At 64.0% G+C, this 18994-nt stretch carries 22 protein-coding genes; 16 read left to right on the top strand and 6 right to left on the bottom strand.

Annotated elements, in window-relative coordinates; all coding sequences use genetic code 11:
• Nucleotides 1-56 precede the first annotated feature (56 nt).
• Nucleotides 57-2822 (bottom strand): aconitate hydratase AcnA, encoded by a 2766-nt coding sequence (gene acnA, locus LSG43_RS00665; protein ID WP_231800370.1) that lies wholly within the window; start codon nucleotides 2820-2822, stop codon nucleotides 57-59.
• A 145-nt stretch (nucleotides 2823-2967) separates the two neighbouring features.
• Here acnA and ccmA point away from each other — a divergent pair, with 145 nt between their 5' ends.
• Genes ccmA through LSG43_RS00630 form a run of 7 tightly spaced genes read left to right on the top strand, consistent with a single transcriptional unit; the run spans nucleotide 2968 to nucleotide 6463 of the window.
• On the top strand, nucleotides 2968-3612 hold the full coding sequence (ccmA, locus tag LSG43_RS00660; RefSeq protein WP_231800369.1) for a heme ABC exporter ATP-binding protein CcmA: 645 nt from the start codon (nucleotides 2968-2970) through the stop codon (nucleotides 3610-3612).
• Nucleotides 3609-4271, top strand: a complete 663-nt coding sequence (gene ccmB, locus LSG43_RS00655) for a heme exporter protein CcmB (RefSeq protein WP_231800368.1) — start codon at nucleotides 3609-3611, stop codon at nucleotides 4269-4271. The genes ccmA and ccmB overlap by 4 nt, the downstream gene beginning before the upstream one ends.
• Nucleotides 4272-5045: a heme ABC transporter permease gene (locus tag LSG43_RS00650; protein ID WP_231800367.1), complete on the top strand. Its 774-nt coding sequence runs from the start codon at nucleotides 4272-4274 to the stop codon at nucleotides 5043-5045.
• Nucleotides 5038-5199: a heme exporter protein CcmD gene (gene ccmD / locus LSG43_RS00645; RefSeq protein ID WP_231800366.1), complete on the top strand. Its 162-nt coding sequence runs from the start codon at nucleotides 5038-5040 to the stop codon at nucleotides 5197-5199. The genes LSG43_RS00650 and ccmD overlap by 8 nt, the downstream gene beginning before the upstream one ends.
• Nucleotides 5196-5744 carry a DsbE family thiol:disulfide interchange protein gene (locus LSG43_RS00640; protein ID WP_231800365.1) on the top strand — a complete coding sequence of 183 codons (549 nt, stop codon included), beginning with the start codon at nucleotides 5196-5198 and terminating at the stop codon, nucleotides 5742-5744. The genes ccmD and LSG43_RS00640 overlap by 4 nt, the downstream gene beginning before the upstream one ends.
• A 54-nt stretch (nucleotides 5745-5798) precedes the next feature.
• Nucleotides 5799-6044, top strand: coding sequence for a type II toxin-antitoxin system VapB family antitoxin (locus LSG43_RS00635; RefSeq protein ID WP_231800364.1), 246 nt, complete (start codon nucleotides 5799-5801; stop codon nucleotides 6042-6044).
• On the top strand, nucleotides 6044-6463 hold the full coding sequence (locus tag LSG43_RS00630; protein WP_231800363.1) for a PIN domain-containing protein: 420 nt from the start codon (nucleotides 6044-6046) through the stop codon (nucleotides 6461-6463). The genes LSG43_RS00635 and LSG43_RS00630 overlap by 1 nt, the downstream gene beginning before the upstream one ends.
• Nucleotides 6464-6468: 5 nt before the next feature.
• Here the strand turns inward: LSG43_RS00630 and LSG43_RS00625 are convergent, their stop codons facing one another.
• Genes LSG43_RS00625 through dapF form a run of 5 tightly spaced genes read right to left on the bottom strand, consistent with a single transcriptional unit; the run spans nucleotide 6469 to nucleotide 10827 of the window.
• The gene (locus tag LSG43_RS00625; RefSeq protein WP_231800362.1) at nucleotides 6469-7158 is read right to left on the bottom strand and encodes a septation protein A; all 690 of its coding nucleotides are present in this window, start codon (nucleotides 7156-7158) and stop codon (nucleotides 6469-6471) included.
• 12 nt (nucleotides 7159-7170) lie between these two features.
• A complete protein-coding gene (gene ftsY, locus LSG43_RS00620; protein WP_231800361.1) occupies nucleotides 7171-8484 on the bottom strand; it encodes a signal recognition particle-docking protein FtsY in 1314 nt (437 codons plus the stop codon).
• An 11-nt stretch (nucleotides 8485-8495) separates the two neighbouring features.
• The gene (locus tag LSG43_RS00615) at nucleotides 8496-8702 is read right to left on the bottom strand and encodes a hypothetical protein (protein ID WP_231800360.1); all 207 of its coding nucleotides are present in this window, start codon (nucleotides 8700-8702) and stop codon (nucleotides 8496-8498) included.
• Nucleotides 8699-9964 carry a tRNA (N(6)-L-threonylcarbamoyladenosine(37)-C(2))-methylthiotransferase MtaB gene (gene mtaB / locus LSG43_RS00610; protein WP_231800359.1) on the bottom strand — a complete coding sequence of 422 codons (1266 nt, stop codon included), beginning with the start codon at nucleotides 9962-9964 and terminating at the stop codon, nucleotides 8699-8701. Before mtaB ends, LSG43_RS00615 begins: the two co-directional genes overlap by 4 nt.
• Entirely contained in the window at nucleotides 9961-10827 is an 867-nt protein-coding gene (gene dapF / locus LSG43_RS00605; protein ID WP_231800358.1) for a diaminopimelate epimerase, read from the bottom strand. The genes mtaB and dapF overlap by 4 nt, the downstream gene beginning before the upstream one ends.
• Before the next feature lie 225 nt (nucleotides 10828-11052).
• Between dapF and LSG43_RS00600 the strand changes: the two genes are divergently transcribed.
• The 9 genes from LSG43_RS00600 to LSG43_RS00560 all read left to right on the top strand — a co-directional run bounded on the left by LSG43_RS00600 (nucleotide 11053) and on the right by LSG43_RS00560 (nucleotide 18990).
• The gene (locus LSG43_RS00600; RefSeq protein ID WP_231800357.1) at nucleotides 11053-12273 is read left to right on the top strand and encodes a GNAT family N-acetyltransferase; all 1221 of its coding nucleotides are present in this window, start codon (nucleotides 11053-11055) and stop codon (nucleotides 12271-12273) included.
• Nucleotides 12270-13226, top strand: coding sequence for a cupin-like domain-containing protein (locus tag LSG43_RS00595; protein WP_231800356.1), 957 nt, complete (start codon nucleotides 12270-12272; stop codon nucleotides 13224-13226). Before LSG43_RS00600 ends, LSG43_RS00595 begins: the two co-directional genes overlap by 4 nt.
• 315 nt (nucleotides 13227-13541) lie before the next feature.
• A complete protein-coding gene (ffh, locus tag LSG43_RS00590; RefSeq protein ID WP_231800355.1) occupies nucleotides 13542-15092 on the top strand; it encodes a signal recognition particle protein in 1551 nt (516 codons plus the stop codon).
• Nucleotides 15093-15129: 37 nt separating this feature from the next.
• Complete coding sequence (rpsP, locus tag LSG43_RS00585; protein ID WP_231800354.1) at nucleotides 15130-15558, top strand: 30S ribosomal protein S16; 429 nt, start codon at nucleotides 15130-15132, stop codon at nucleotides 15556-15558.
• A gap of 319 nt (nucleotides 15559-15877) precedes the next feature.
• A complete protein-coding gene (gene rimM / locus LSG43_RS00580; protein WP_231800353.1) occupies nucleotides 15878-16432 on the top strand; it encodes a ribosome maturation factor RimM in 555 nt (184 codons plus the stop codon).
• Nucleotides 16429-17130: a tRNA (guanosine(37)-N1)-methyltransferase TrmD gene (trmD, locus tag LSG43_RS00575; RefSeq protein ID WP_231800352.1), complete on the top strand. Its 702-nt coding sequence runs from the start codon at nucleotides 16429-16431 to the stop codon at nucleotides 17128-17130. Before rimM ends, trmD begins: the two co-directional genes overlap by 4 nt.
• A gap of 107 nt (nucleotides 17131-17237) precedes the next feature.
• Nucleotides 17238-17795: a 50S ribosomal protein L19 gene (gene rplS, locus LSG43_RS00570; RefSeq protein WP_231800351.1), complete on the top strand. Its 558-nt coding sequence runs from the start codon at nucleotides 17238-17240 to the stop codon at nucleotides 17793-17795.
• 236 nt (nucleotides 17796-18031) lie between these two features.
• Nucleotides 18032-18406 (top strand): COG4315 family predicted lipoprotein, encoded by a 375-nt coding sequence (locus tag LSG43_RS00565; RefSeq protein WP_439652009.1) that lies wholly within the window; start codon nucleotides 18032-18034, stop codon nucleotides 18404-18406.
• 95 nt (nucleotides 18407-18501) lie between these two features.
• Nucleotides 18502-18990, top strand: a complete 489-nt coding sequence (locus tag LSG43_RS00560) for an RNA polymerase sigma factor (protein ID WP_231800349.1) — start codon at nucleotides 18502-18504, stop codon at nucleotides 18988-18990.
• Nucleotides 18991-18994: the final 4 nt, after the last annotated feature.

Genomic DNA, 18994 nt, shown 5'->3' with positions numbered 1-18994 from the left:
CAAACGGAAAAGGGCGGCCGGTGGCCGCCCTTCGTATTTTCCACTCACTGGTCACCTTACGCCGCGACGAGGTTCCGCAGCACGTAGTGCAGGATGCCGCCGTGCTTGTAGTATTCGAGCTCGTCGAGCGTATCGATGCGCAGAAGGACCGGGACGGATTTGGTCTCGCCGTTGGCATAGGTGATCTCGACGTTGAGCGTCTGGCGCGGCTCGAGTTGGGTCAAACCCTTGATCGAGATGGTTTCCTCGCCCGTGATGCCGAGGGACTGCCAGCTCGTGCCCTCTTCGAACATCAAGGGCAGGACGCCCATGCCCACGAGGTTGGAGCGGTGGATGCGCTCGAAGCTCTGGGCGATGACGGCGCGGACACCCAGGAGACGCGTGCCCTTGGCGGCCCAGTCACGCGACGAGCCGGTGCCGTATTCCTTGCCGGCAAAGACCACGAGCGGGGTGCCCTGGGCCTTATACTCCATCGCCGCGTCGTAGATCGGCACGGTTTCGCCGGAGGGCGATTTGGTGAAGCCGCCTTCGGTACCCGGGACCATCTGGTTCCTGATGCGGATATTGGCGAAGGTGCCGCGCATCATCACCTCGTGGTTGCCGCGGCGGGCGCCGTAGGAGTTGAAGTCGATGGGCTTGACCTGCCGGTCGACGAGGTACTGGCCGGCCGGGGTCGAGGGCTTGAACGAACCGGCCGGGGAGATGTGGTCGGTCGTGATCGAATCGAGGAAGAGCGAGAGGACCTTCGCGCCTTCGATATCGGTGATCGGCTCGGGTTCGGTGCCCATGCCCTCGAAATAGGGCGGGTTCTGGACGTAGGTCGAGGCCGAATTCCAGTTATAGGTCTCGCCGCCTTCAACCTTGATCTCCTGCCAGCGCTTGTCGCCCTTGAAGACGTCGCCATAGCGGCGCTTGAACATGTCGGTCGAAATCGCCGTGCGCAGCACCTCGGCAACCTCGGCGGAGGTCGGCCAGACATCCTTGAGGTAGACGAGCTTGCCGTCCGAACCCGTGCCGAGCGGCCGGGTGGTGATGTCCTGGGTCATCGAGCCCAAAAGCGCGTAGGCGACGACGAGCGGAGGCGAAGCCAAGTAGTTGGCGCGGACGTCGGGATTGACGCGGCCCTCGAAGTTGCGGTTGCCCGAGAGGACCGAAACCGCGACGAGATCGTTCTCGTTGATGGTGCGCGAGATGTTCTCGTCGAGCGGCCCGGAATTGCCGATACAGGTGGTGCAGCCATAGCCGACCGTGTTGAAGCCCATGGCATCGAGCTCTTCCTGGAGCCCGGACTTTTCGAGATACTCGGTCACCACCTGCGAACCGGGGGCCAGCGAGGTCTTCACCCAGGGTTTGACCTTCAGGCCGAATTCGCGGGCCTTCTTGGCAACGAGGCCGGCGGCGATCAGAACCGAGGGGTTGGAGGTGTTGGTGCACGAGGTGATCGCCGCGATCACCACGTCGCCGTCGGCGATGCGGTAGTCGGCGCCGGTCACCGGGTAGCCGTGGTTGTCGTGATCCTCGGGGGTGTCGTGGGCGCCGGTGGCGCCTTCGTCGACATAGCGCGATTCCCCGCGGGTCTCGGGCACCGCACCGTTCTTGCGGCCGCCGGTGATCTCGTCGAGCGCCTTTTCGAAGGCAGTCGCGGCGTCGGTCAGCGCGACGCGGTCCTGCGGGCGCTTGGGGCCCGCGAGCGAGGGCACGACGGTCGAAAGGTCGAGTTCGAGCGTGTCGGTGAAGACCGGGTCCTCGTCATTGTCGGCACGGAACATGCCCTGGGCCTTGGCGTAGGCCTCGACGAGCGCGACGCGGTCGGGTTCGCGGCCGGTTTCCTTGAGATATGTGATGGTTTCGCTGTCGATGGGGAAGAAGCCGCAGGTGGCGCCGTATTCAGGGGCCATGTTGGCGATGGTGGCCTTGTCTTCGAGCGAGAGCGAGGAAAGGCCGGCGCCGTAGAACTCGACGAACTTGCCGACGACGCCCTTTTTCCGGAGCATTTCGGTGACGTAGAGGACGAGGTCGGTCGCCGTTGTGCCCTCGGGCATCTCGCCGGTGAATTTGAAGCCGATGACTTCGGGGATGAGCATGGAGATCGGCTGACCGAGCATGGCGGCTTCTGCCTCGATGCCGCCCACGCCCCAGCCGAGGACGGCAAGGCCGTTGACCATGGTGGTGTGGCTGTCGGTGCCGACAAGCGTGTCGGGATAGGCGATGTCTTCGCCGTCGACTTTCTTGGTCCAGACGGTCTGGGCGAGGTATTCGAGGTTCACCTGGTGGCAGATGCCGGTGCCGGGGGGGACGACGCGGAAGTTTTCGAACGCGGACTGGCCCCAGCGCAGGAATTCATAGCGCTCGCCATTGCGCTCGTATTCGCGGGCGACGTTCTGCTCGAACGCGGTGGGGGAACCGAAATAATCGACCATCACCGAGTGGTCGATGACGAGGTCGACGGGAACCTGCGGGTTGATCTTCTGTGCGTCGGCGCCCAGCGTCCGGGTCGCGTCGCGCATGGCGGCGAGGTCGACAACGGCGGGGACGCCGGTGAAATCCTGCATCAGCACGCGGGCGGGGCGGTAGGAGATTTCGTGGCCGGCCTTGCCCTTGTCGTTGAGCCAGTTCTTGACGGCGGTGATGTCGTCCTTGTTGACCGTGCGATTGTCCTCGAAGCGCAGCAGGTTCTCGAGCACCACCTTCAAGGATTTCGGCAGGCGGGCGATCCCGTCGAGACCGTTCTTTTCGGCCTCGGCGAGCGAATAGATCGTATAGGCCTTGTTGCCCACATCGAGCGTGGTCTTGGCTTTGAAGCTGTCGGGATGATCTGTCACGGGTCCGCCTATTTCGGTTGTGAGGTAAACTGTGTCTTTCCCCCCGCGTGCGCGGCCACCGGGCGCCACCGGGGCGGTTGCCCTTTCTATAATGAATCGCGTTCGGACTTGCCAGAGCCGAACCCGGTCCCATAGGAAGGTTCCCATGAGCCCGACCGTTCCATCGCCGCCCCTCGGTTTGACCGTCTCGGACCTTGCCATCGCGCGGGGCGGGGTGGATGTCGTTGTGGGGTTTTCGGCGCAGATCGGGGCGGGCCAAGCGCTGGTTCTGCGCGGGCCCAACGGGTCGGGCAAGAGCACGACGCTTCTGACGCTTGGTGGGCATCTGGCGAAAAAAGCCGGTGTGATTCAATGGGTTGGGCTCGACCCGGAACTCCGCGAGGCGGCGCAGATGCATTTTCTGGGACACCTTTCGGCGGTCCAGAAGGGGCTCTCGGTGCGCGAGAATCTGCTCTTTTGGACGCGGGTCAATGGCGGGGAAACCGGGGCTGTCGACGACGCGCTGGAGGCGGCCGGGCTCGGCGGCCTGGCGTCGGTCTCGGCGGCCGTCCTCTCGGCCGGGCAAACCCGGCGTCTCGCATTGGCAAGGCTGATCGCGGCGAAAAAGCCGGTGTGGCTGCTCGACGAGCCGACAGGCGCGCTCGACGCGGAGGGGAGCGAGTGGGTCAATGCGCTCATCGGCGCGCATCTCGAGCGTGGCGGGATGGCGATTATCGCCACGCATCTGCCGCTCGGCATCGAGGCCGATGCACGGACGCGGACCGTTGCGCTCGAAAGGCTTATGCATTGAGCGCGTTTTTCGCCGTCATCGCGCGCGACCTCAAGCTGAGCCTGCGGCTCGGTGGGGACGTGCTCACGCTTTTGCTGTTTTTCCTGAGCATCGGGGTCGTCGTGCCGTTCGCGGTGGGGCCGGACCGCGTGCTGCTTGCGGCCATTGCGCCGGCGATGATCTGGGTCGCGGCGCTTTTGGCCCAGCTTTTGAGCCATGACCGGCTGTTCCGGTCCGATTTCGAGGACGGCTCGTTGATCGCGTTCCGGCACGGGTCACTTTCGCTTGAGGCGATTGTCTTTGCCAAGCTCGTGGCGCATTGGCTGCTGTCGGGCCTGCCGCTGATCGTCGCGGCGCCGGCGCTGGGGCTTTTGTTCGGGATGGACGGGGCGATGCTGGGCGCGGCGCTCTTGGGGCTGTTGCTTGGAACGCCGGCGCTAGCGGCCTTCGTTGCGCTCTCGGCGGCGGTGACGGTGGGGCTGAAACGTGGCGGACTTGTCGCACCCGTCCTTATCTTGCCGCTGACGCTGCCTGTGCTAATTTTCGGGGCCGGCACGATGAGCCGGTCGGCGATGGGTGCATCCGGCCAGGCGATGCTGTTCCTTGCGGCGCTGAGTTTATTGACCGTGGCGCTCGTGCCCTTCGCGGCGGCGCTGGCGCTCAGGATATCTGGAGAGTGAATGAGCGGGATCGACAATTCGGCTGAGCCGGGCTGGTTCACGCGGATCGCGCATCCGGGGCTGTTTCTGCAGTGGTCCCGGCATCTGGTGATCCCGCTGGCGGTTGTGACGGCGGTGCTCTTCGCCGTGGGGCTCTATTACGGGTTCGCGGCCTCTCCGGGCGAGCGCTATATGGGCGATACGGTGCGCATCATGTATGTGCACGTACCGACCGCGTGGCTTTCGCAGTTCTGCTATGGGGTGATGGCCGTCTCCGCCATCGGCACGCTCGTCTGGCGGCATCCTATGGCCGATGTCAGCCAGAAGGCCGCCGCGCCCCTGGGGGCCGCGTTCACGGCAGTGGCGCTTTTCACCGGATCGATGTGGGGCCGGCCGACCTGGGGCACGTTCTGGGAATGGGACGGGCGGATGACGTCGACGCTTGTCCTTTTGTTCATCTATCTCGGGATCATCGCCCTTTGGCGGGCGTTCGACGATCAATTGAAGGCCGCGCGGATCGTGGCGGTCTTTACGCTTGTTGGGGCGGTCAATATCCCGATCATCAAGTTTTCGGTCGACTGGTGGCAGACGCTGCACCAGCCGGCATCGGTGTTCCGGGCCGATGGGCCGACGATCGATGCGGCGATCCTCGTTCCGCTTTTTGTCATGACCTTTGCGTTTTCGTTCCTGTTTTTGACCCTGCATCTGGTGCGCATGCGCACCGAGATCGGCAAGCGGCGGGTGCATGCTCTCGAGCGTGCGGCGGCGCGGGCTGCGGGAGGTGCCAATGATTGAGCTCGGCGCGCATTGGGAATTCATCGTTGCAGCTTATCTGGGGACCGTCGTGGTGGTCGCCGCGCTTGTCGGCTGGACAGTTTATGACGCGCGGCGGACGCGGGGGCGGATCGTTGAGCTCGAAGCGAAACGTCCGAGGCGGCGCGGGCAATGAGCGGCCGGACGCGTTTTATCCTGGCGCTCGCGCCGCTTGTGGTGCTTGTTGCGCTGGTCGGTGTGTTTGCAACGCAGATGGGGCGGGATACGTCACTGGTGCCCTCGGCGCTGATCGACAAGCCGGTGCCCCAATTCGATCTGCCGCCGGTCGAGGGCTTGGACCTGCCCGGGTTCGCGACGGCGGACCTTTCGGGCAACGGCGTTACGGTAGTCAACGTCTTTGCGAGCTGGTGCGTGCCGTGCCGGGCGGAGCACCCCTATCTCATGGAAATGGCCGAAGCCGTCGATGTGGCGATGTTCGGGATCAACTATGACGATCCGGCGGAAAACGCGCGGGCCTTCCTTTCCGAACTCGGCAACCCCTATGACCGCGTCGGCGCGGATCGCGATCGGCGGGTGGGGATCGACTGGGGGGTCTACGGTGTGCCGGAGACTTTCGTGGTCAATAATGAGGGCGTGATCGTCTTCAAGCACACCGGGCCGCTCGATGAGCGGAGCTATCGTGAGCGGCTGTTGCCGGCGATTGAGGCGGCGCGGGGGTAGCTTGCGTCGGGGATCGCGCTACGAATATACAGATCGTAGCGAAAGGATATTCCGATGCCGCTCTATATCCGGGATGACGAAGTCGACAGGCTGGCGAGTGAATTGCAGCTTTTGACCCGCGCGCCAACCAAGACCGAGGCCGTGCGGCGGGCGCTCCGGCAGGAGATTACGCGCGCCAGAGCCGCGATCCCGCTGCGCGACCGGCTCGCGCGGGCCAAGGCGCTCGTCCGCGCGATGGGGCCCACCGATCCGGATTTTGACATGAAGGCCCATATCGACGCGATGTGGGGCGAAACCTGATGTTCATCGACGCATCGGCCATCGTAGCGATCCTCCTTGACGCGCCGGGGGCGGATGGGCTCGAGGCGCAGCTGGAGCGGGCCGGAGGGCCGTATTTCGTGTCGCCGCTGGTGATCCATCACGCCTGCACCGCCGTTGCCCGCGCCAAGACGACCGCGCAAAGCGCGACGGATGCACGGAGGATCGCCCAGGCGCACGAAGCGGTCGATGCCTTGGTCAAGGCGTTGCAGGCGCGTGAGATCACCATTTCAAGCGATATCGGTCGTATCGCGCTCGATGCGGCGGCAACCTATGGTCGAGATTCGGGTCATCGGGCAGGGCTCAGTCACGCCCAATGCTACAGCTATGCCTGTGCGAAGGCGTACAGGCTCAAGCTCCTGTATTCGGGCGAGGCGTTCGCCCACACGGATCTTGCCTAAACCGCTCAGGTCTCCGTCTGCGCGGCCTCGACAGCGGCCTTTGCCGGGCTTTCGGCTTCTTTGGGGTCGGGGGCGTACTTGGTCAGCAATGGGACCTGCGCCATGGCAAAGACCATGGTGATGGGCATGATGCCCCAGACCTTGAAGGCGACCCAGAAATCGTCGGAGAAGTTGCGCCAGACGATCTCGTTGAGCGCGGCGAGGGCGAAGAAGAAGAGGCCCCAGCGCAGCGTCATCAGATACCAGCCGCGATCCTTCAAATGATAGACCTCGCCGAAAACGTAGCGCAGCAGCGATTGGCCGAACATGAGCCCGATCAGAAGCGTTGCGCCAAAGAGCACGTTGGTGATGGTGGGCTTTAATTTGATGAAGGTGCTGTCCTGGAAGTAAAGCGTCAGCGAGCCGAAAACGAGCACGACGACGCCGGTCACGAGCGGCATCACGGGGATGCGCTTCATGATCAGTTTCGAGAGCGTCAGCGAAATCAGCATGGCGACCATGAAGACCGCCGTAGCGAGGATGATGCCCTGGGAGAACCAGCCCTGAAGAACTGGAAACGCGCCGAGGATGTTATCGGCCTGCGCGTTGACGATGAAGAAGACGACAAGCGGGCCGAGCTCGAGGGCGAGCTTGGTGATCTGGGGTTTCAAGGTTTCCCAATCGGGTTCGGTCTGCCTGGTCTGGCTCTCTGCCATTCGTCTTTATGCCTATTGCTCTGCGAGGCCGGAAATGGCCCGCGCGAAATCGTCTGCCTTGAACGGTTCGAGATCTCCGATGGCTTCGCCCACGCCGATAAAATGGATCGGCAGGCCGAATTTGCGCGCGATGGCAACGAGAATGCCGCCGCGCGCGGTGCCGTCGAGCTTGGTCATCACGAGGCCGGTGACACCGGCCTTTTGTCCAAAGATCTCAACCTGGTTGAGTGCATTCTGACCCGTAGTGGCGTCGAGTGTCAAAAGCGTGGCGTGGGGGGCCGTCTCATCGCGCTTTTTGATGACGCGGATCACCTTTTCGAGCTCGTCCATCAATTCGGTACGGTTCTGCAAGCGCCCGGCGGTATCGATGATGACGATATCGGTGCCCTCGTCCTGGGCCTTTTTGACCGCATCGAAGGCGAGGCCGGAGGCGTCGGCGCCGGTGGGGCGGGTCACGACCTCGACATTGTTGCGCTGGCCCCAGACTTCGAGCTGCTCGACGGCGGCGGCACGGAAGGTATCGCCGGCTGCGAGCAGCACGGATTTGCCCTCGGCTTTGTATTTCGCGGTCAGTTTGCCGATGGTTGTCGTCTTGCCCGAACCGTTGACCCCGACCATCAGGATGACGAAGGGCTTTTTGGCCGTGTCGATCTCAAGGGGCGTGGCGACCGGGGCGAGGACGGACTGGACTTCCGAAGCGAGCGCGGCACGGACCTCTTCGGGAGCGACGTCCTTGTCGAACTTTTCCGCGCGCAGGGTTTCGGTGATCGCCATCGCGGTATCGATGCCGAGATCGGCGGCGATCAGGGTGTCCTCGAGGTCCTGCAGGGTCGCGTCGTCGAGCTTGCGCTTGGTGAAGATCGCGCCGATGGAATTGGTGAGATTGTCCGAGGAGCGCTTGAGGCCGTCCGAAAGGCGGCGGAACCAGCTTTTCTTTTCAGGCTCGGCGGGCGCGGGCGTCGCGTCCGGTGTGACCGGTATGGGTTCGGCTTCCGCCTCGGTCGTGGTTTCGGCCTCGGGCTCGTCCGCGGGCGCTTCGGGGTCTTCTGGCAGCCGGTCCTCGATGGCGTCGGGCTTATCGAGCGGGTTCCAGATGTCGCCGGGGACGGGTGGCTCCTGCTCGGGCGGATTGGGGTGGCCAGCCTTGACCCATTCGGCCTGCATTTCGGGCGGAGCGGCGTCGCGCGGATCGGCCTCGCTTTCGGGCGCGGGGGCCTCTTCGGCCTCAGCGTGCCCGGCTTCCGGCGCCTCGTTCTCATCCTGCCGGCTTTTTTCGGGCGGGACGCCGAAGAGTTTGTCCCATATGCTCTTTTTTGGTTCGCTCATGCGTTGGTCGATCAGGTCCCTGGGCGTTTCGGATCGTTCTGACGTGCCGCGCGCTTGAGTTTGGCTTTGCCCGAGTCCGGTTCATTGTCGGACGTCGTGGGCTTTTTATCCCGCGCGGCGGTGGCGCGTCTGGCGGCTTTTGCGGTTTCGGATTCGGGAGCCTTGCCGCGCAGGCGGCTGACCCAGGCGGCGATCTGCGGGAAAAGGTTGGTGCTCATGCTGCTGCGTATCCGTGCTGCCGGCCGACGAGCCCGGCCGCATCGGCGGCATCGATGACAACGGGGACAATTTCGCCGGGCTTGCCCGAGAAAGTGCGGACCGGCACGAACTGTTCCGTACGCCCCACGCCGTCGCGCTCGATGAGCACAGTTTCAGTCATGCCGATGCGGGAGGCGCAGAGTTTTTGAAACTGGCTTTCCCCGACCGCGCGCAGGCGCGCAGCGCGTTCCCTGGCCACACGCTTGGCAACCTGCGGCATCTTCGCCGCCGGGGTGCCTTCGCGCGGGGAGAAGGGGAAGACGTGGAGATAGGTCAGGTCCGCCTCGGTGACGAAATCGAGCGTATTTTCGAACATGGCGTCGGTTTCGGTGGGGAAACCGGCGATGATGTCGGCGCCAAAGACCATGTCGGGGCGCAGGGCCCTGAGCTTTTCGACGATGCCGAGCGCGTCGGCGCGCAGATGGCGGCGCTTCATGCGCTTCAGGATCATGTCGTCGCCCGATTGCAGCGAGAGGTGCAGGTGGGGCATGAGGCGCGGATCGGTCACGGCCTCGTAGAGCGCCGGGTCGGCTTCGATCGAGTCGATCGAGGAGATCCTGAGGCGTGGCAGGCCGGGGACGTGCCTGAGGATCGATTGGGTGAGCTTGCCCAGCGTCGGCGCGCCGGGCAGATCGCCGCCATAGGAGGTGATGTCGACGCCCGTGAGCACGACTTCGCGATAGCCGTTGAAGACGAGCCGCTTGATTTGCTCGACGACGACGCCCATGGGCACCGAACGCGAGGGGCCGCGGCCATAGGGGATGATGCAGAAGGTGCAGCGGTGGTCGCAGCCGTTCTGGACCTGCACGAAGGCGCGCGCGCGGCCGTCGAGCCCGTCGATCAGATGCCCGGCGGTTTCGGTCACGCTCATGATGTCGTTGACCTGGACCTTGTCGTTGAGCGGTACGCCAAAGGCGATGGGCTCGTAGCTTTCGGCCTTGAGCTTGTCGTTGTTGCCGATGACGAGATCGACTTCGGCCATGTCGCCGAAATCGCGCGCCTGCGTCTGTGCGGCGCAGCCGGTGACGATGATCTTCTTGTCCGGGTGGTCGCGGTGCGCCTTGCGGATACTCTGCTTGGCCTGGCGGACGGCCTCGGCGGTCACCGCGCAGGTATTGACGATGATCGCATCGCTAAGGCCCGACTTTTCGGCCTCGGCCTTCATCACTTCGGATTCATAGGCGTTGAGGCGGCAGCCGAAGGTGATGGTTTCGATACTCATGCGGCGGTTTCCCCCAGAAGTTCGGGGGCGATGACGCCTTCGCCGTCGAGCGTCCACGGACCGGTCATGAGAATATGACCGTCGGTTTCGCGCCATTCGATGTCGAGCGGGCCGCCGGGGAGTTCAACGGTCACCTTGCGGCCCGTCAGACCCTTGCGCGCGGCGGCGACGGCGGTGGCGCAGGCGGCGGTGCCGCACGCGAGCGTCAGACCCGCGCCGCGTTCCCAGACGACGACCCTGATACGGTCGGCGGCCATCACCTGGGCGATGGTGATGTTTGCCCGCTCGGGGAAAATCGGGTGGTTTTCCAACAGGGGGCCGAAGCGTGCAAGGTCGTGCGCGGCGAGGTCGTCGACCCAGAAGATCGCGTGCGGGTTGCCGACATTGACGACCGAGGGCGTGTGCAGCACCGGCGCGTCGATGGGGCCGATCTGGAGTTCGATGCCGGTGGTGTCGGCAAAGGGTTCGGCGAGCGGGATCTGGTCCCAATCGAAGCGGGGCGTGCCCATATCGGCGGTGACGAGGTCGCCCTGGATGTGCGTCGCGAGGATGCCGGCATTGGTGCGGATGGTGACATTGTCGTCGCCGGTTTCCCCGGCGACAAATCCGGCGATGCAGCGGGTTGCGTTGCCGCAGGCGTCGACCTCGCCGCCCTCGGCGTTATAGATGCGCATGAACAGATCGACGCCCTCGATCCCGTCGGGCTCCATGATAATGAGCTGATCGCAGCCAATGCCGCCGGCGCGATCGGAAATGGCGCGGACCTGGTCGCGGGTGAGCTTTATGGCGCGCGCGCGCGCGTCGAGAACGACGAAATCGTTCCCCAAACCGTTCATCTTCAAATAGGGCAGCGGCGCGCTCATGCGGACAGCAGGCCTTTTCCTCGGGTGCGTTTATCGGCCTTATATGGCGCAAAAGCGTTGCGATTTCCACCACCGGCGCGGTGCCGCGACAGAAAGGCAGGGTTGCGCGGGCCGGGGGGACCGCAAGTTCGCTACAAGTTTAGCGATTAAGGGCTTCTGTTAACGCAAAGCCGAGCTTTAATGATCGCCCGCCTCTGCTTGGTGATAGGACCGTCTGAACTTTTGATGGACACTATTGAAGCGGCGCCGATGTCCAGCCTTGTCGAACTTGAAACTGTCGAAGAGCCCTGGTTCGCGAGCCAGCGGCAGGACACTGTAGCGGGCGCGGATGCGCCGGGTGCCGCCGATTGGACCCTTTTGGCCCATCGCGCCGCCGAGCCGAACGTTTTTCAGTCGCGCGCCTATCTGGGGGCGCTGACGCGGCATGTTGCGGGTGCACGGACGCCGCGCCTGATCCGGATCCAGGACGAAGACGGCACACTCACGGGGCAGATCCCCGTCATTTCCGCGCTCAAGGCGCTGTTCCTGCCCATCCCCGCTGCCGTTGCGCTCTTTCCCTATATGCCGCTCGGCACGCCGCTGCTTGCGGGCGACCTGGTTGCCGCCGCCGGCGGGCTGATCGATGCGGCCGCGGCGAGCGGACTTGCCATGCTGGCGCTGCCCATGGCGACGCTCGACGGGCCGGTGGCGCGTGCGTTCGATACCGCGCTGGCGGTTCGTGGCCTCGAGCCCGTTGTGCGCAACGCGCATGAACGCGCGGCGCTCGATGCGAGGCAGGATGCCGAAGCGTATCTGCGTGCCGGGATGGGCTCGAAAAAGCTCAAGGAGTTGCGGCGCCAGCGCAAGCGGCTCGAGGAACTTGGCGATGTCGGATGGTCTCTCGCGCGCACGCCCCAAGAGATTGCCGTGGCGCTCGAACGCTTTCTGGCGCTTGAGGCAAAAGGCTGGAAGGGTGCGGCGGGCTCCAGCCTCGGCCAGCGCAGCGGCGATGCGGCTTTCATCGCGGAGGCCTGCGCGGCGCTGGCGATCGAGGGCGCCGTCGAGATCTGCGAGTTGACGCTCGAGGGCGCGCCGCTGGCCTCGGGCATCGTGTTTCGCGCGCAGGGAACGGCGTTCTTTTTCAAGACGGCCTATGACGAGGATTATGCGCGTTATTCGCCGGGGGTCCAGCTTACCGTGGCGCTGACGCGGCACTTTTCCGAAGATCCAGAGGTCGCGTTCGTCGATTCAACAGCGGCACCCGGGCATCCGATGATCGACCACGTCTGGCGCGAACGGCTGGCGGTCGGCGACCTGTTCATCCCCACGCGGCGCGGCCTGGCGCCCAAACTCTGTATTGCCGCCTTTGACGCGCGCGCAGCGCTGCGTTCGGGCGTCAAGGCGGCTTATTCACGGTTCAAGGGCGCGCAACCGCGCGCGGTTTTCAAAGAGGACGCACAACCATGACCGAACTGCTCCGGGCCGAACGCTCGGCCTTCGAAACACTGTTTCCCAACAAGCCCTTCCGGATCACCCACGGGCTCGAAAACGATCCGCGGCTGACGCTCGACGCCATTTTGGATCTGGTCAAGTCCCTGCCCGGCGACCGGATCGAATACAATTCGGGCAAGGCGGCGGTGAGCCAGGATCCCGACGCGACCCCGCTGGTCGATCTTTCGCCCGAGGAGATCGTCAAGCGCGTCGAGACGGCCGGGGCGTGGATGGTGCTCAAGCAGGTCGAAACCCATCCCGATTACAAGGCGCTTTTGGAAGACGCGCTGCTTTCGGTGGCGCGGGCGCAGGGCTTTTCAAGCCTGCGCGCGGCGGGGTTCTCGGATATCCAGGGGTTCGTCTTCGTCTCCTCGCCCAACTCGACGACGCCGTTCCACCTCGACAGCGAAGACAATTTCTTCGTCCAGATCCACGGCGACAAGCAGTTCAACATCTACGACAATGACGATCGTTCCATCGCCAATGAGGACCAGATCGAGCACTGCATCACCAAGCACAGGAACCTCAAATTCGAGGAGCGCTACGAAGCCAAGGGGATGCATAACGATCTCAAGCCGGGCGAGGGGGTTTTCGTACCCTATCTGTGGCCGCACTACATCAAGACCCGCGAGACCTATTCGATCTCGGTCGCGATCACGTGGAAGACGCGCGCGGTGCGGCGGCGCAACCGGCTTTATGTCGCCAACGCGATGCTGCGCGACCGGGGCTTTGCGCAAAAGGCGCCGGGGGTGAACCCGGGTTGGGATGCCCTGAAGGTCGCCTTCATCGCCACCGGGGCTGCGATCGCCGCGCCGTTACGCAAGTCCGAAGGGCTGCGCAAGATGATCCGCTCTATGGTTCTGGGCAAGAACGCGAACTATTATTATCGCGCCCAGAAGAAAGATGCCGGGGCACACAAGGCGGCGTAACGCGAAGGGCCTGTCGAGGGGGCGCACCGCTCCCTTCGCGGGCTCCGCTCACAATTGACTCTTTGCTTGCGGCTCCTTATAAGCCGCCTCGACCTTCTGTCAGGAAATGATGGATTTCGAGTCACTGGGTTGCCCGAGAGGCAATCGGTCAACATCCGCCAGCGCGTTGCGCCCGCGGGTGCGTTTTGCATTTGACCGTGCTTCTTGGTGGTCGCGCGCCCGAACCGAAAAAGCGGTTTCCACTTTTTCCGGGCGCGCTCAAGACCCATATTCGACGTTCTACCCCCTGACACGAGACAAACGAGCGAACGAAGTATGTTTGAAAGCCTTTCCGATCGCCTTGGCGCCGTATTCAACGGCCTGACCGGCCGTGGCGCGTTGAGCGAAGCCGATGTCGAGGCCGCGCTGCGGGAGGTCCGCCGCGCGCTGATCGAGGCCGACGTGTCGCTCGAAGTGGTGCGGGCGTTTACCGAACAGGTGCGCACGCGTGCCGTGGGCGCGGAGGTCACGCGCTCGGTCAAGCCCGGCCAGCAGGTGGTCAAGATCGTCCATGACGAGCTAGTCGGCGTGCTCGGGGAAGAGGCGTCGCCGATTTCCTTGAATGCGCCCGCGCCAGTGCCGTTCCTCATGGTGGGCCTTCAGGGTTCGGGCAAGACGACGACGACCGGCAAGATCGCCAAGCGGCTGAAGGACAAGGAGAACAAGAAGGTTCTTCTCGCCTCGCTCGATACGCGCCGTCCGGCGGCGATGGAGCAGCTGGCGACGCTCGGGACGCAGATCGGGGTCGATACGCTGCCGATTATCCCCGGGCAGTCCGCCGTCGATATCGCCAAGCGCGCGCTCACCGAAGCCAAGCGCGGCGGGTATGATGTCGTGATGCTCGATACGGCGGGCCGCACCCATATCGACGAAGGGCTGATGGCGGAGACCGCCGAGATCAAAAAGGTCTCGGACCCGCATGAAATCCTGCTCGTAGCCGACAGCCTTACCGGTCAGGACGCGGTCAATCTCGCGCGGTCGTTCGATGAGCGCGTCGACATCACCGGTATCGTTCTCACCCGCGTGGATGGCGATGGGCGCGGCGGGGCGGCGCTTTCGATGCGCGCGGCGACCGGCAAGCCGATCAAATTGATCGGCGTCGGGGAAAAGATGGACGCGCTCGAGGATTTCCATCCCAAGCGCATCGCCGACCGCATTCTCGGGATGGGCGACATCGTCTCGCTCGTCGAAAAGGCGGCGGCGAACGTCACTGCCGAAGACGCCGAGAAGATGGCCAAGAAGATGAAGAAGGGTCAGTTCGACCTGGACGATCTCAAGGGCCAGCTCCAGCAGATGAAGAAGATGGGCGGCATGGCCGCTTTGATGAATCTGATGCCGGGCATGGGCGGTATGAAGAAAAACCTGCCCGACGGGCGGATGGACGACAAGATTTTCGACCGGCAGGTCGCGATCATCCAGTCGATGACGAAAAAAGAGCGCGCCAGGCCTGAGCTTTTGAACGCTTCGCGGCGCAAGCGCATCGCGAAAGGCGCGGGCGTCGAGGTTTCCGAGATCAACAAGCTCATCAAGATGCATCGCCAGATGGCGGACATGATGAAGAAGGTTTCGAAAAACGGCGCCGGCGGGCTTGCGGGCATGTTCGGCGGCATGGGCAAGAAAATGCTGTCGGGTGGCGGCATGCCCGATATGGATCCCGCCCAGATCGAGGACATGGCCAAGAAGATGGGCGCCGATCCCTCGAAACTTCCCGACGATTTCTCGAAGCTCGCCAAGCAGAGCGGTGGGTCCTCGCTCCCCGGTCTCGGCGGCAATCAGAAATTCCCCGGCTTGCCGGGGCTGCCCGGGCTTCCGGGCAAGAAGAAATAGACCAACCCTTTATTCAGCTGAGAAAGACCAAAAACACATGGCTATCAAAATTCGTCTCGCCCGTGGTGGCTCCAAGAAGCGCCCCTACTACCACATCGTCGTTGCTGACGCGCGCTCGCCGCGCGATGGTCGCGTGATCGAGCGCATCGGCGCCTACAACCCGATGCTGCCCAAAGAGCGCGAGGACCGCGTGACCTTCGACGTCGAGCGCGTCAAGCATTGGCTCGAAGTGGGTGCCCAGCCGACCGATCGCGTCGAGCGGTTCTTCGATGCCGCGGGACTTCTCAAGCGCACCCCCAAGAACAACCCCAACAAGGGCAAGCCTGGCGCCAAGGCGCTCGAGCGCCTCGAGGAAAAGAAGGCCGCTGAAGAAGCCGCCAAGGAAGCCGCTGCGGCTCCCGCTGAGGAAGCGCAAGCCGAGGCTCCGGCTGAAGAGGCTGCTGCCGAAGAAGCCAAAGCCGAGTAAGGCTTTTTGGCGTGATCTTGCCCGCACGGGCGTGCGGGACCAGACGATGAATGAGACCCGGATCCGCAGTTGCCAGCTCGACCGGGTCTTTTTTCATATCAAGGCTGACGGTAATGGGTAAGAACCACATTATCGTCCCTCCATTGCACGGCGAGGCTGTCGCCACAGCCGGGAGAGCCCATCTCTCCCGGTCACGCCTGCTGGCAGGGCGCTGCTGCTTTTGCCACTCACGCTCACCATAAACATTGACGCGTCTTGGTGGCTACCGCATAACCGCGCGCGGAGATATCCACGCAGGTCAGTGGATGAAATGGCCTTTATGACAAGCAATCGCATCCTCCTCGGCAAGATCGGCGCGGCGCACGGGATCAAGGGCGAAGTGCGCATCACCTCCTATACCGAGGATCCGCTTGCCATCGCCGGTTACGATCCGCTCGAGACCGATAAGCCGGGGCTTTCGATCTCGATTGCCAAGGCGCGGGTGGCCAAGACCATCGTTATCGCCACGCTCAAGGGCGTTACGGATCGCAACCAGGCCGAAAAGCTAAATGGCGTTTCGCTCTATGTGACGCGCGACCGGCTCGAAGAGCCGGACGAAGACGAGTTCTATCACACCGATCTCATCGGACTATCGGTGCGGCTCGTGGACGGGTCGGAGCTGGGGACGATCACGGCGGTGACCAATTTCGGCGCCGACGATCTGCTCGATGTGCGGCTTTCGGGCGCGCGGCGGTCGGTCTTCCTGCCGTTCACCAAGGCCGTGGTGCCGGAGGTGAAGCTTGCCGAGGGTTATGTCACGGCGATCCCGCCCGAAGGCTGGCTCGAGGAGACGCCGCGCGATCCCGAGGACGTCGATCCGGATGACGCGCGATGAGCTGGCGCGCCTCGGTCATCACGTTGTTCCCCGATGTCTTTCCAGGTCCGCTTGGTGCCTCTGTCATCGGGCGGGGGCTCGAAACCGGGGCGTGGTCGCTCGATACGCATTTCCTGCGCGATTACGCGCACGACAAGCACCGCACTGTCGACGATACGCCCGCGGGGGGCGGTGCGGGCATGGTGCTAAAGCCCGATATTCTCGCCGCCGCCATTGACGATGTCGCGCCGGCGGACGATCCGCGTCCGAAGCTCGTCATGAGCCCGCGCGGGGTGCCGTTGACGCAAAAGCGCGTGCGCGAACTCGCCAGTGGCCCCGGGGCGGTTGTCGTTTGCGGGCGGTTCGAGGGCATCGACCAGCGGGTGATCGACGCGCGGGGGCTTGAGGAAGTCTCGATCGGGGACTACGTGCTCGCGGGCGGCGAGGTGGCCGCAATGGTGCTGCTCGAAGCGGTGGTGCGGCTCCTGCCGGGGGTCCTGGGCGCGCAGGAAAGCCATGAGGACGAAAGCTTCGAGGCGGGGCTGCTCGAATATCCCCACTATACGCGGCCGCAAGTATTCGAGGACCGCGAAATCCCCGCGGTTCTCACTTCGGGCGACCACGGCAAGGTCGAACGCTGGCGCCGGTCGCAGGCGGAGGCGCTGACCGCGGCACGGCGGCCCGATCTCTGGGCCGAATTTAAGAGGGAAAAGCCCTAGACTCGGGGGCTTTTCCGGTTTATACGCGCCGCTTGACGAAAGTTCCGTCCAACCAAGACCGGGTGCCTCAAGGCACCCCAGTGAAAAGATCAGAACGGATTAGAGATATGAACATCATCCAGCAGCTCGAAAAAGAGCAGCTCGACGCGCTTGTTGCCAAGCGTGCGATCCCCGAATTTACCCATGGCGACACCGTCAAGGTGTGGGTCAAGATCCGCGAAGGTGAAAAAGAACGCCTTCAGGCCTATGAAGGCGTCGTGATCGCGCGTTCGGGCAGCGGCATCATGGAAAGCTTCACGGTGCGCAAGATCTCCTATGGCGAAGGTGTCGAGCGTGTGTTCCCCGTCCATTCGCCGATGATCGACCGCATCGAGGTTCTCAAGCGCGGCAAGGTCCGGCGCGCGAAGCTCTACTATCTGCGCGACCGCCGCGGCAAGTCGGCCCGTATCTTTGAATCGACCAACGCCCGCACCAAGCGCATCGAGGCCGATGAGCGTCAGGCCGCTGCCGACGCCCGCGCCGCCCGCGAGGCCGAAAAGATCGCTGCCGCCGAGGCCCTTGCTGCCGAAAAGGCCGCCGAGGAAGCCGCCGCTGCAGAAGCTGCTGCCGCCGAGGCCGCGCAGGCCGACGCCGAGGCGCCTGCCGAAGAGAACAAGGGCGAATAAGCCGCGTTCTTCCAGCGCTATTGATCGAACCCGGTTGCCACTCGCAGCCGGGTTTTTTCATGCCTTTTTGCGCTCACCAACGGTGCCGAAGGCACGGCGCAGTGTGCGAGCGTCCGGATTTTTCTGGCAATGCGGGAATAAACCGCCCCCTGGCGGTGTCTTACTTAACATGGCCGGGCATAGAGCCTCGTGCCATGCAGGCACAACAAGGGAGATCCCGCATGTTTTCGAAGTCGATTTCGCGCGCCGCGCTGGCCGCCGGCGCCCTTCTTGCTGCGACCGGGTTGGCGGTCGCCGCCCCCGATGTCACCACCGTTGAATCCGATCTGGGGCCTGTCCTCGCGGATTCCGAGGGCATGGTGCTCTATACGTTCCGCAATGACGAAGAGGGCGTTTCGAACTGCTATGACCAATGCGCGGTCAACTGGCCGCCCTTCTTTGCCGAGGACGGCGCGATGGCCGAAGGCGCCTATACGCTTGTCGAGCGCACCGACGGCACGGTGATGTGGGCCAAGGATGGCTGGCCGCTTTACTACTGGATCAACGACACCGAACCCGGCATGACATCGGGCGACGGGGTCGGCGGCGTCTGGGACGTGGCACGGCCTTGATGTAAGCTGGCTTGCAAACGTTCGCGCGGGGGCGGCCGCACGCCCCCGCGCGAAGACCGGTTTTGCAGAGGAGCGGGGGTTTGCGGGCTGAGCTCATGAGCCACTTGCCCGCCCTGAGGCGTTATGCCTACGGGCTCACGGGCAATCGGGATGCGGCCGAGGATTTGTTCCAGGCCACGGTGGCGCGTGCGCTCGAGAATCAGCGCAGTTGGCGCGGGATCAATTTAAGGGGCTGGCTTTTCGCCATCATGACCAACCTCAACCGCAACCGCGTGCGCGACGGACGCCGGACGCCCGAAAGCGTGCCGTTCGAGGACGCGCCCGGGCTTGCGGCGGCGGGGGACGGGGCCGAAGAGGCGCGCGATCCGCTTTTGCAAAGGCGGCTCGTCGCAGCGCTCGATACGCTTTCGCCGGATATGCGCGCGGTGCTGCTTCTGGTGGTGCTCGAAGGCTACAGCTACGGGGAAGTGGCGAGAGTTCTCGAAATTCCTATGGGCACGGTGATGTCGCGGCTTTCCCGCGCGCGGCGCGGGCTGGCGACGGCATTGCGGCAGGACAATATCGTATCGATGACACAGCGTTAGTAAC

The organism is Pelagibacterium xiamenense (assembly GCF_021166475.1).
Classification (GTDB): domain Bacteria; phylum Pseudomonadota; class Alphaproteobacteria; order Rhizobiales; family Devosiaceae; genus Pelagibacterium; species Pelagibacterium xiamenense.
The sequence above is the reverse complement of the archived record's forward strand: the minus strand, read 5'-3'. Positions and strand labels throughout refer to the sequence as shown.

What these genes read in the sequence shown, in the direction of transcription:
- ccmA (WP_231800369.1), top strand. Translation starts at nt 2,968, where the DNA reads ATGAGCCCGACCGTTCCATCGCCGCCCCTCGGTTTGACCGTCTCGGAC.
- LSG43_RS00650 (WP_231800367.1), top strand. Translation starts at nt 4,272, where the DNA reads ATGAGCGGGATCGACAATTCGGCTGAGCCGGGCTGGTTCACGCGGATC.
- ccmD (WP_231800366.1), top strand. Translation starts at nt 5,038, where the DNA reads ATGATTGAGCTCGGCGCGCATTGGGAATTCATCGTTGCAGCTTATCTG.
- LSG43_RS00640 (WP_231800365.1), top strand. Translation starts at nt 5,196, where the DNA reads ATGAGCGGCCGGACGCGTTTTATCCTGGCGCTCGCGCCGCTTGTGGTG.
- LSG43_RS00635 (WP_231800364.1), top strand. Translation starts at nt 5,799, where the DNA reads ATGCCGCTCTATATCCGGGATGACGAAGTCGACAGGCTGGCGAGTGAA.
- LSG43_RS00630 (WP_231800363.1), top strand. Translation starts at nt 6,044, where the DNA reads ATGTTCATCGACGCATCGGCCATCGTAGCGATCCTCCTTGACGCGCCG.
- LSG43_RS00625 (WP_231800362.1), bottom strand. Translation starts at nt 7,158, where the DNA reads ATGGCAGAGAGCCAGACCAGGCAGACCGAACCCGATTGGGAAACCTTG.
- ftsY (WP_231800361.1), bottom strand. Translation starts at nt 8,484, where the DNA reads ATGAGCGAACCAAAAAAGAGCATATGGGACAAACTCTTCGGCGTCCCG.
- LSG43_RS00615 (WP_231800360.1), bottom strand. Translation starts at nt 8,702, where the DNA reads ATGAGCACCAACCTTTTCCCGCAGATCGCCGCCTGGGTCAGCCGCCTG.
- mtaB (WP_231800359.1), bottom strand. Translation starts at nt 9,964, where the DNA reads ATGAGTATCGAAACCATCACCTTCGGCTGCCGCCTCAACGCCTATGAA.
- dapF (WP_231800358.1), bottom strand. Translation starts at nt 10,827, where the DNA reads ATGAGCGCGCCGCTGCCCTATTTGAAGATGAACGGTTTGGGGAACGAT.
- LSG43_RS00600 (WP_231800357.1), top strand. Translation starts at nt 11,053, where the DNA reads ATGGACACTATTGAAGCGGCGCCGATGTCCAGCCTTGTCGAACTTGAA.
- LSG43_RS00595 (WP_231800356.1), top strand. Translation starts at nt 12,270, where the DNA reads ATGACCGAACTGCTCCGGGCCGAACGCTCGGCCTTCGAAACACTGTTT.
- ffh (WP_231800355.1), top strand. Translation starts at nt 13,542, where the DNA reads ATGTTTGAAAGCCTTTCCGATCGCCTTGGCGCCGTATTCAACGGCCTG.
- rpsP (WP_231800354.1), top strand. Translation starts at nt 15,130, where the DNA reads ATGGCTATCAAAATTCGTCTCGCCCGTGGTGGCTCCAAGAAGCGCCCC.
- rimM (WP_231800353.1), top strand. Translation starts at nt 15,878, where the DNA reads ATGACAAGCAATCGCATCCTCCTCGGCAAGATCGGCGCGGCGCACGGG.
- trmD (WP_231800352.1), top strand. Translation starts at nt 16,429, where the DNA reads ATGAGCTGGCGCGCCTCGGTCATCACGTTGTTCCCCGATGTCTTTCCA.
- rplS (WP_231800351.1), top strand. Translation starts at nt 17,238, where the DNA reads ATGAACATCATCCAGCAGCTCGAAAAAGAGCAGCTCGACGCGCTTGTT.
- LSG43_RS00560 (WP_231800349.1), top strand. Translation starts at nt 18,502, where the DNA reads ATGAGCCACTTGCCCGCCCTGAGGCGTTATGCCTACGGGCTCACGGGC.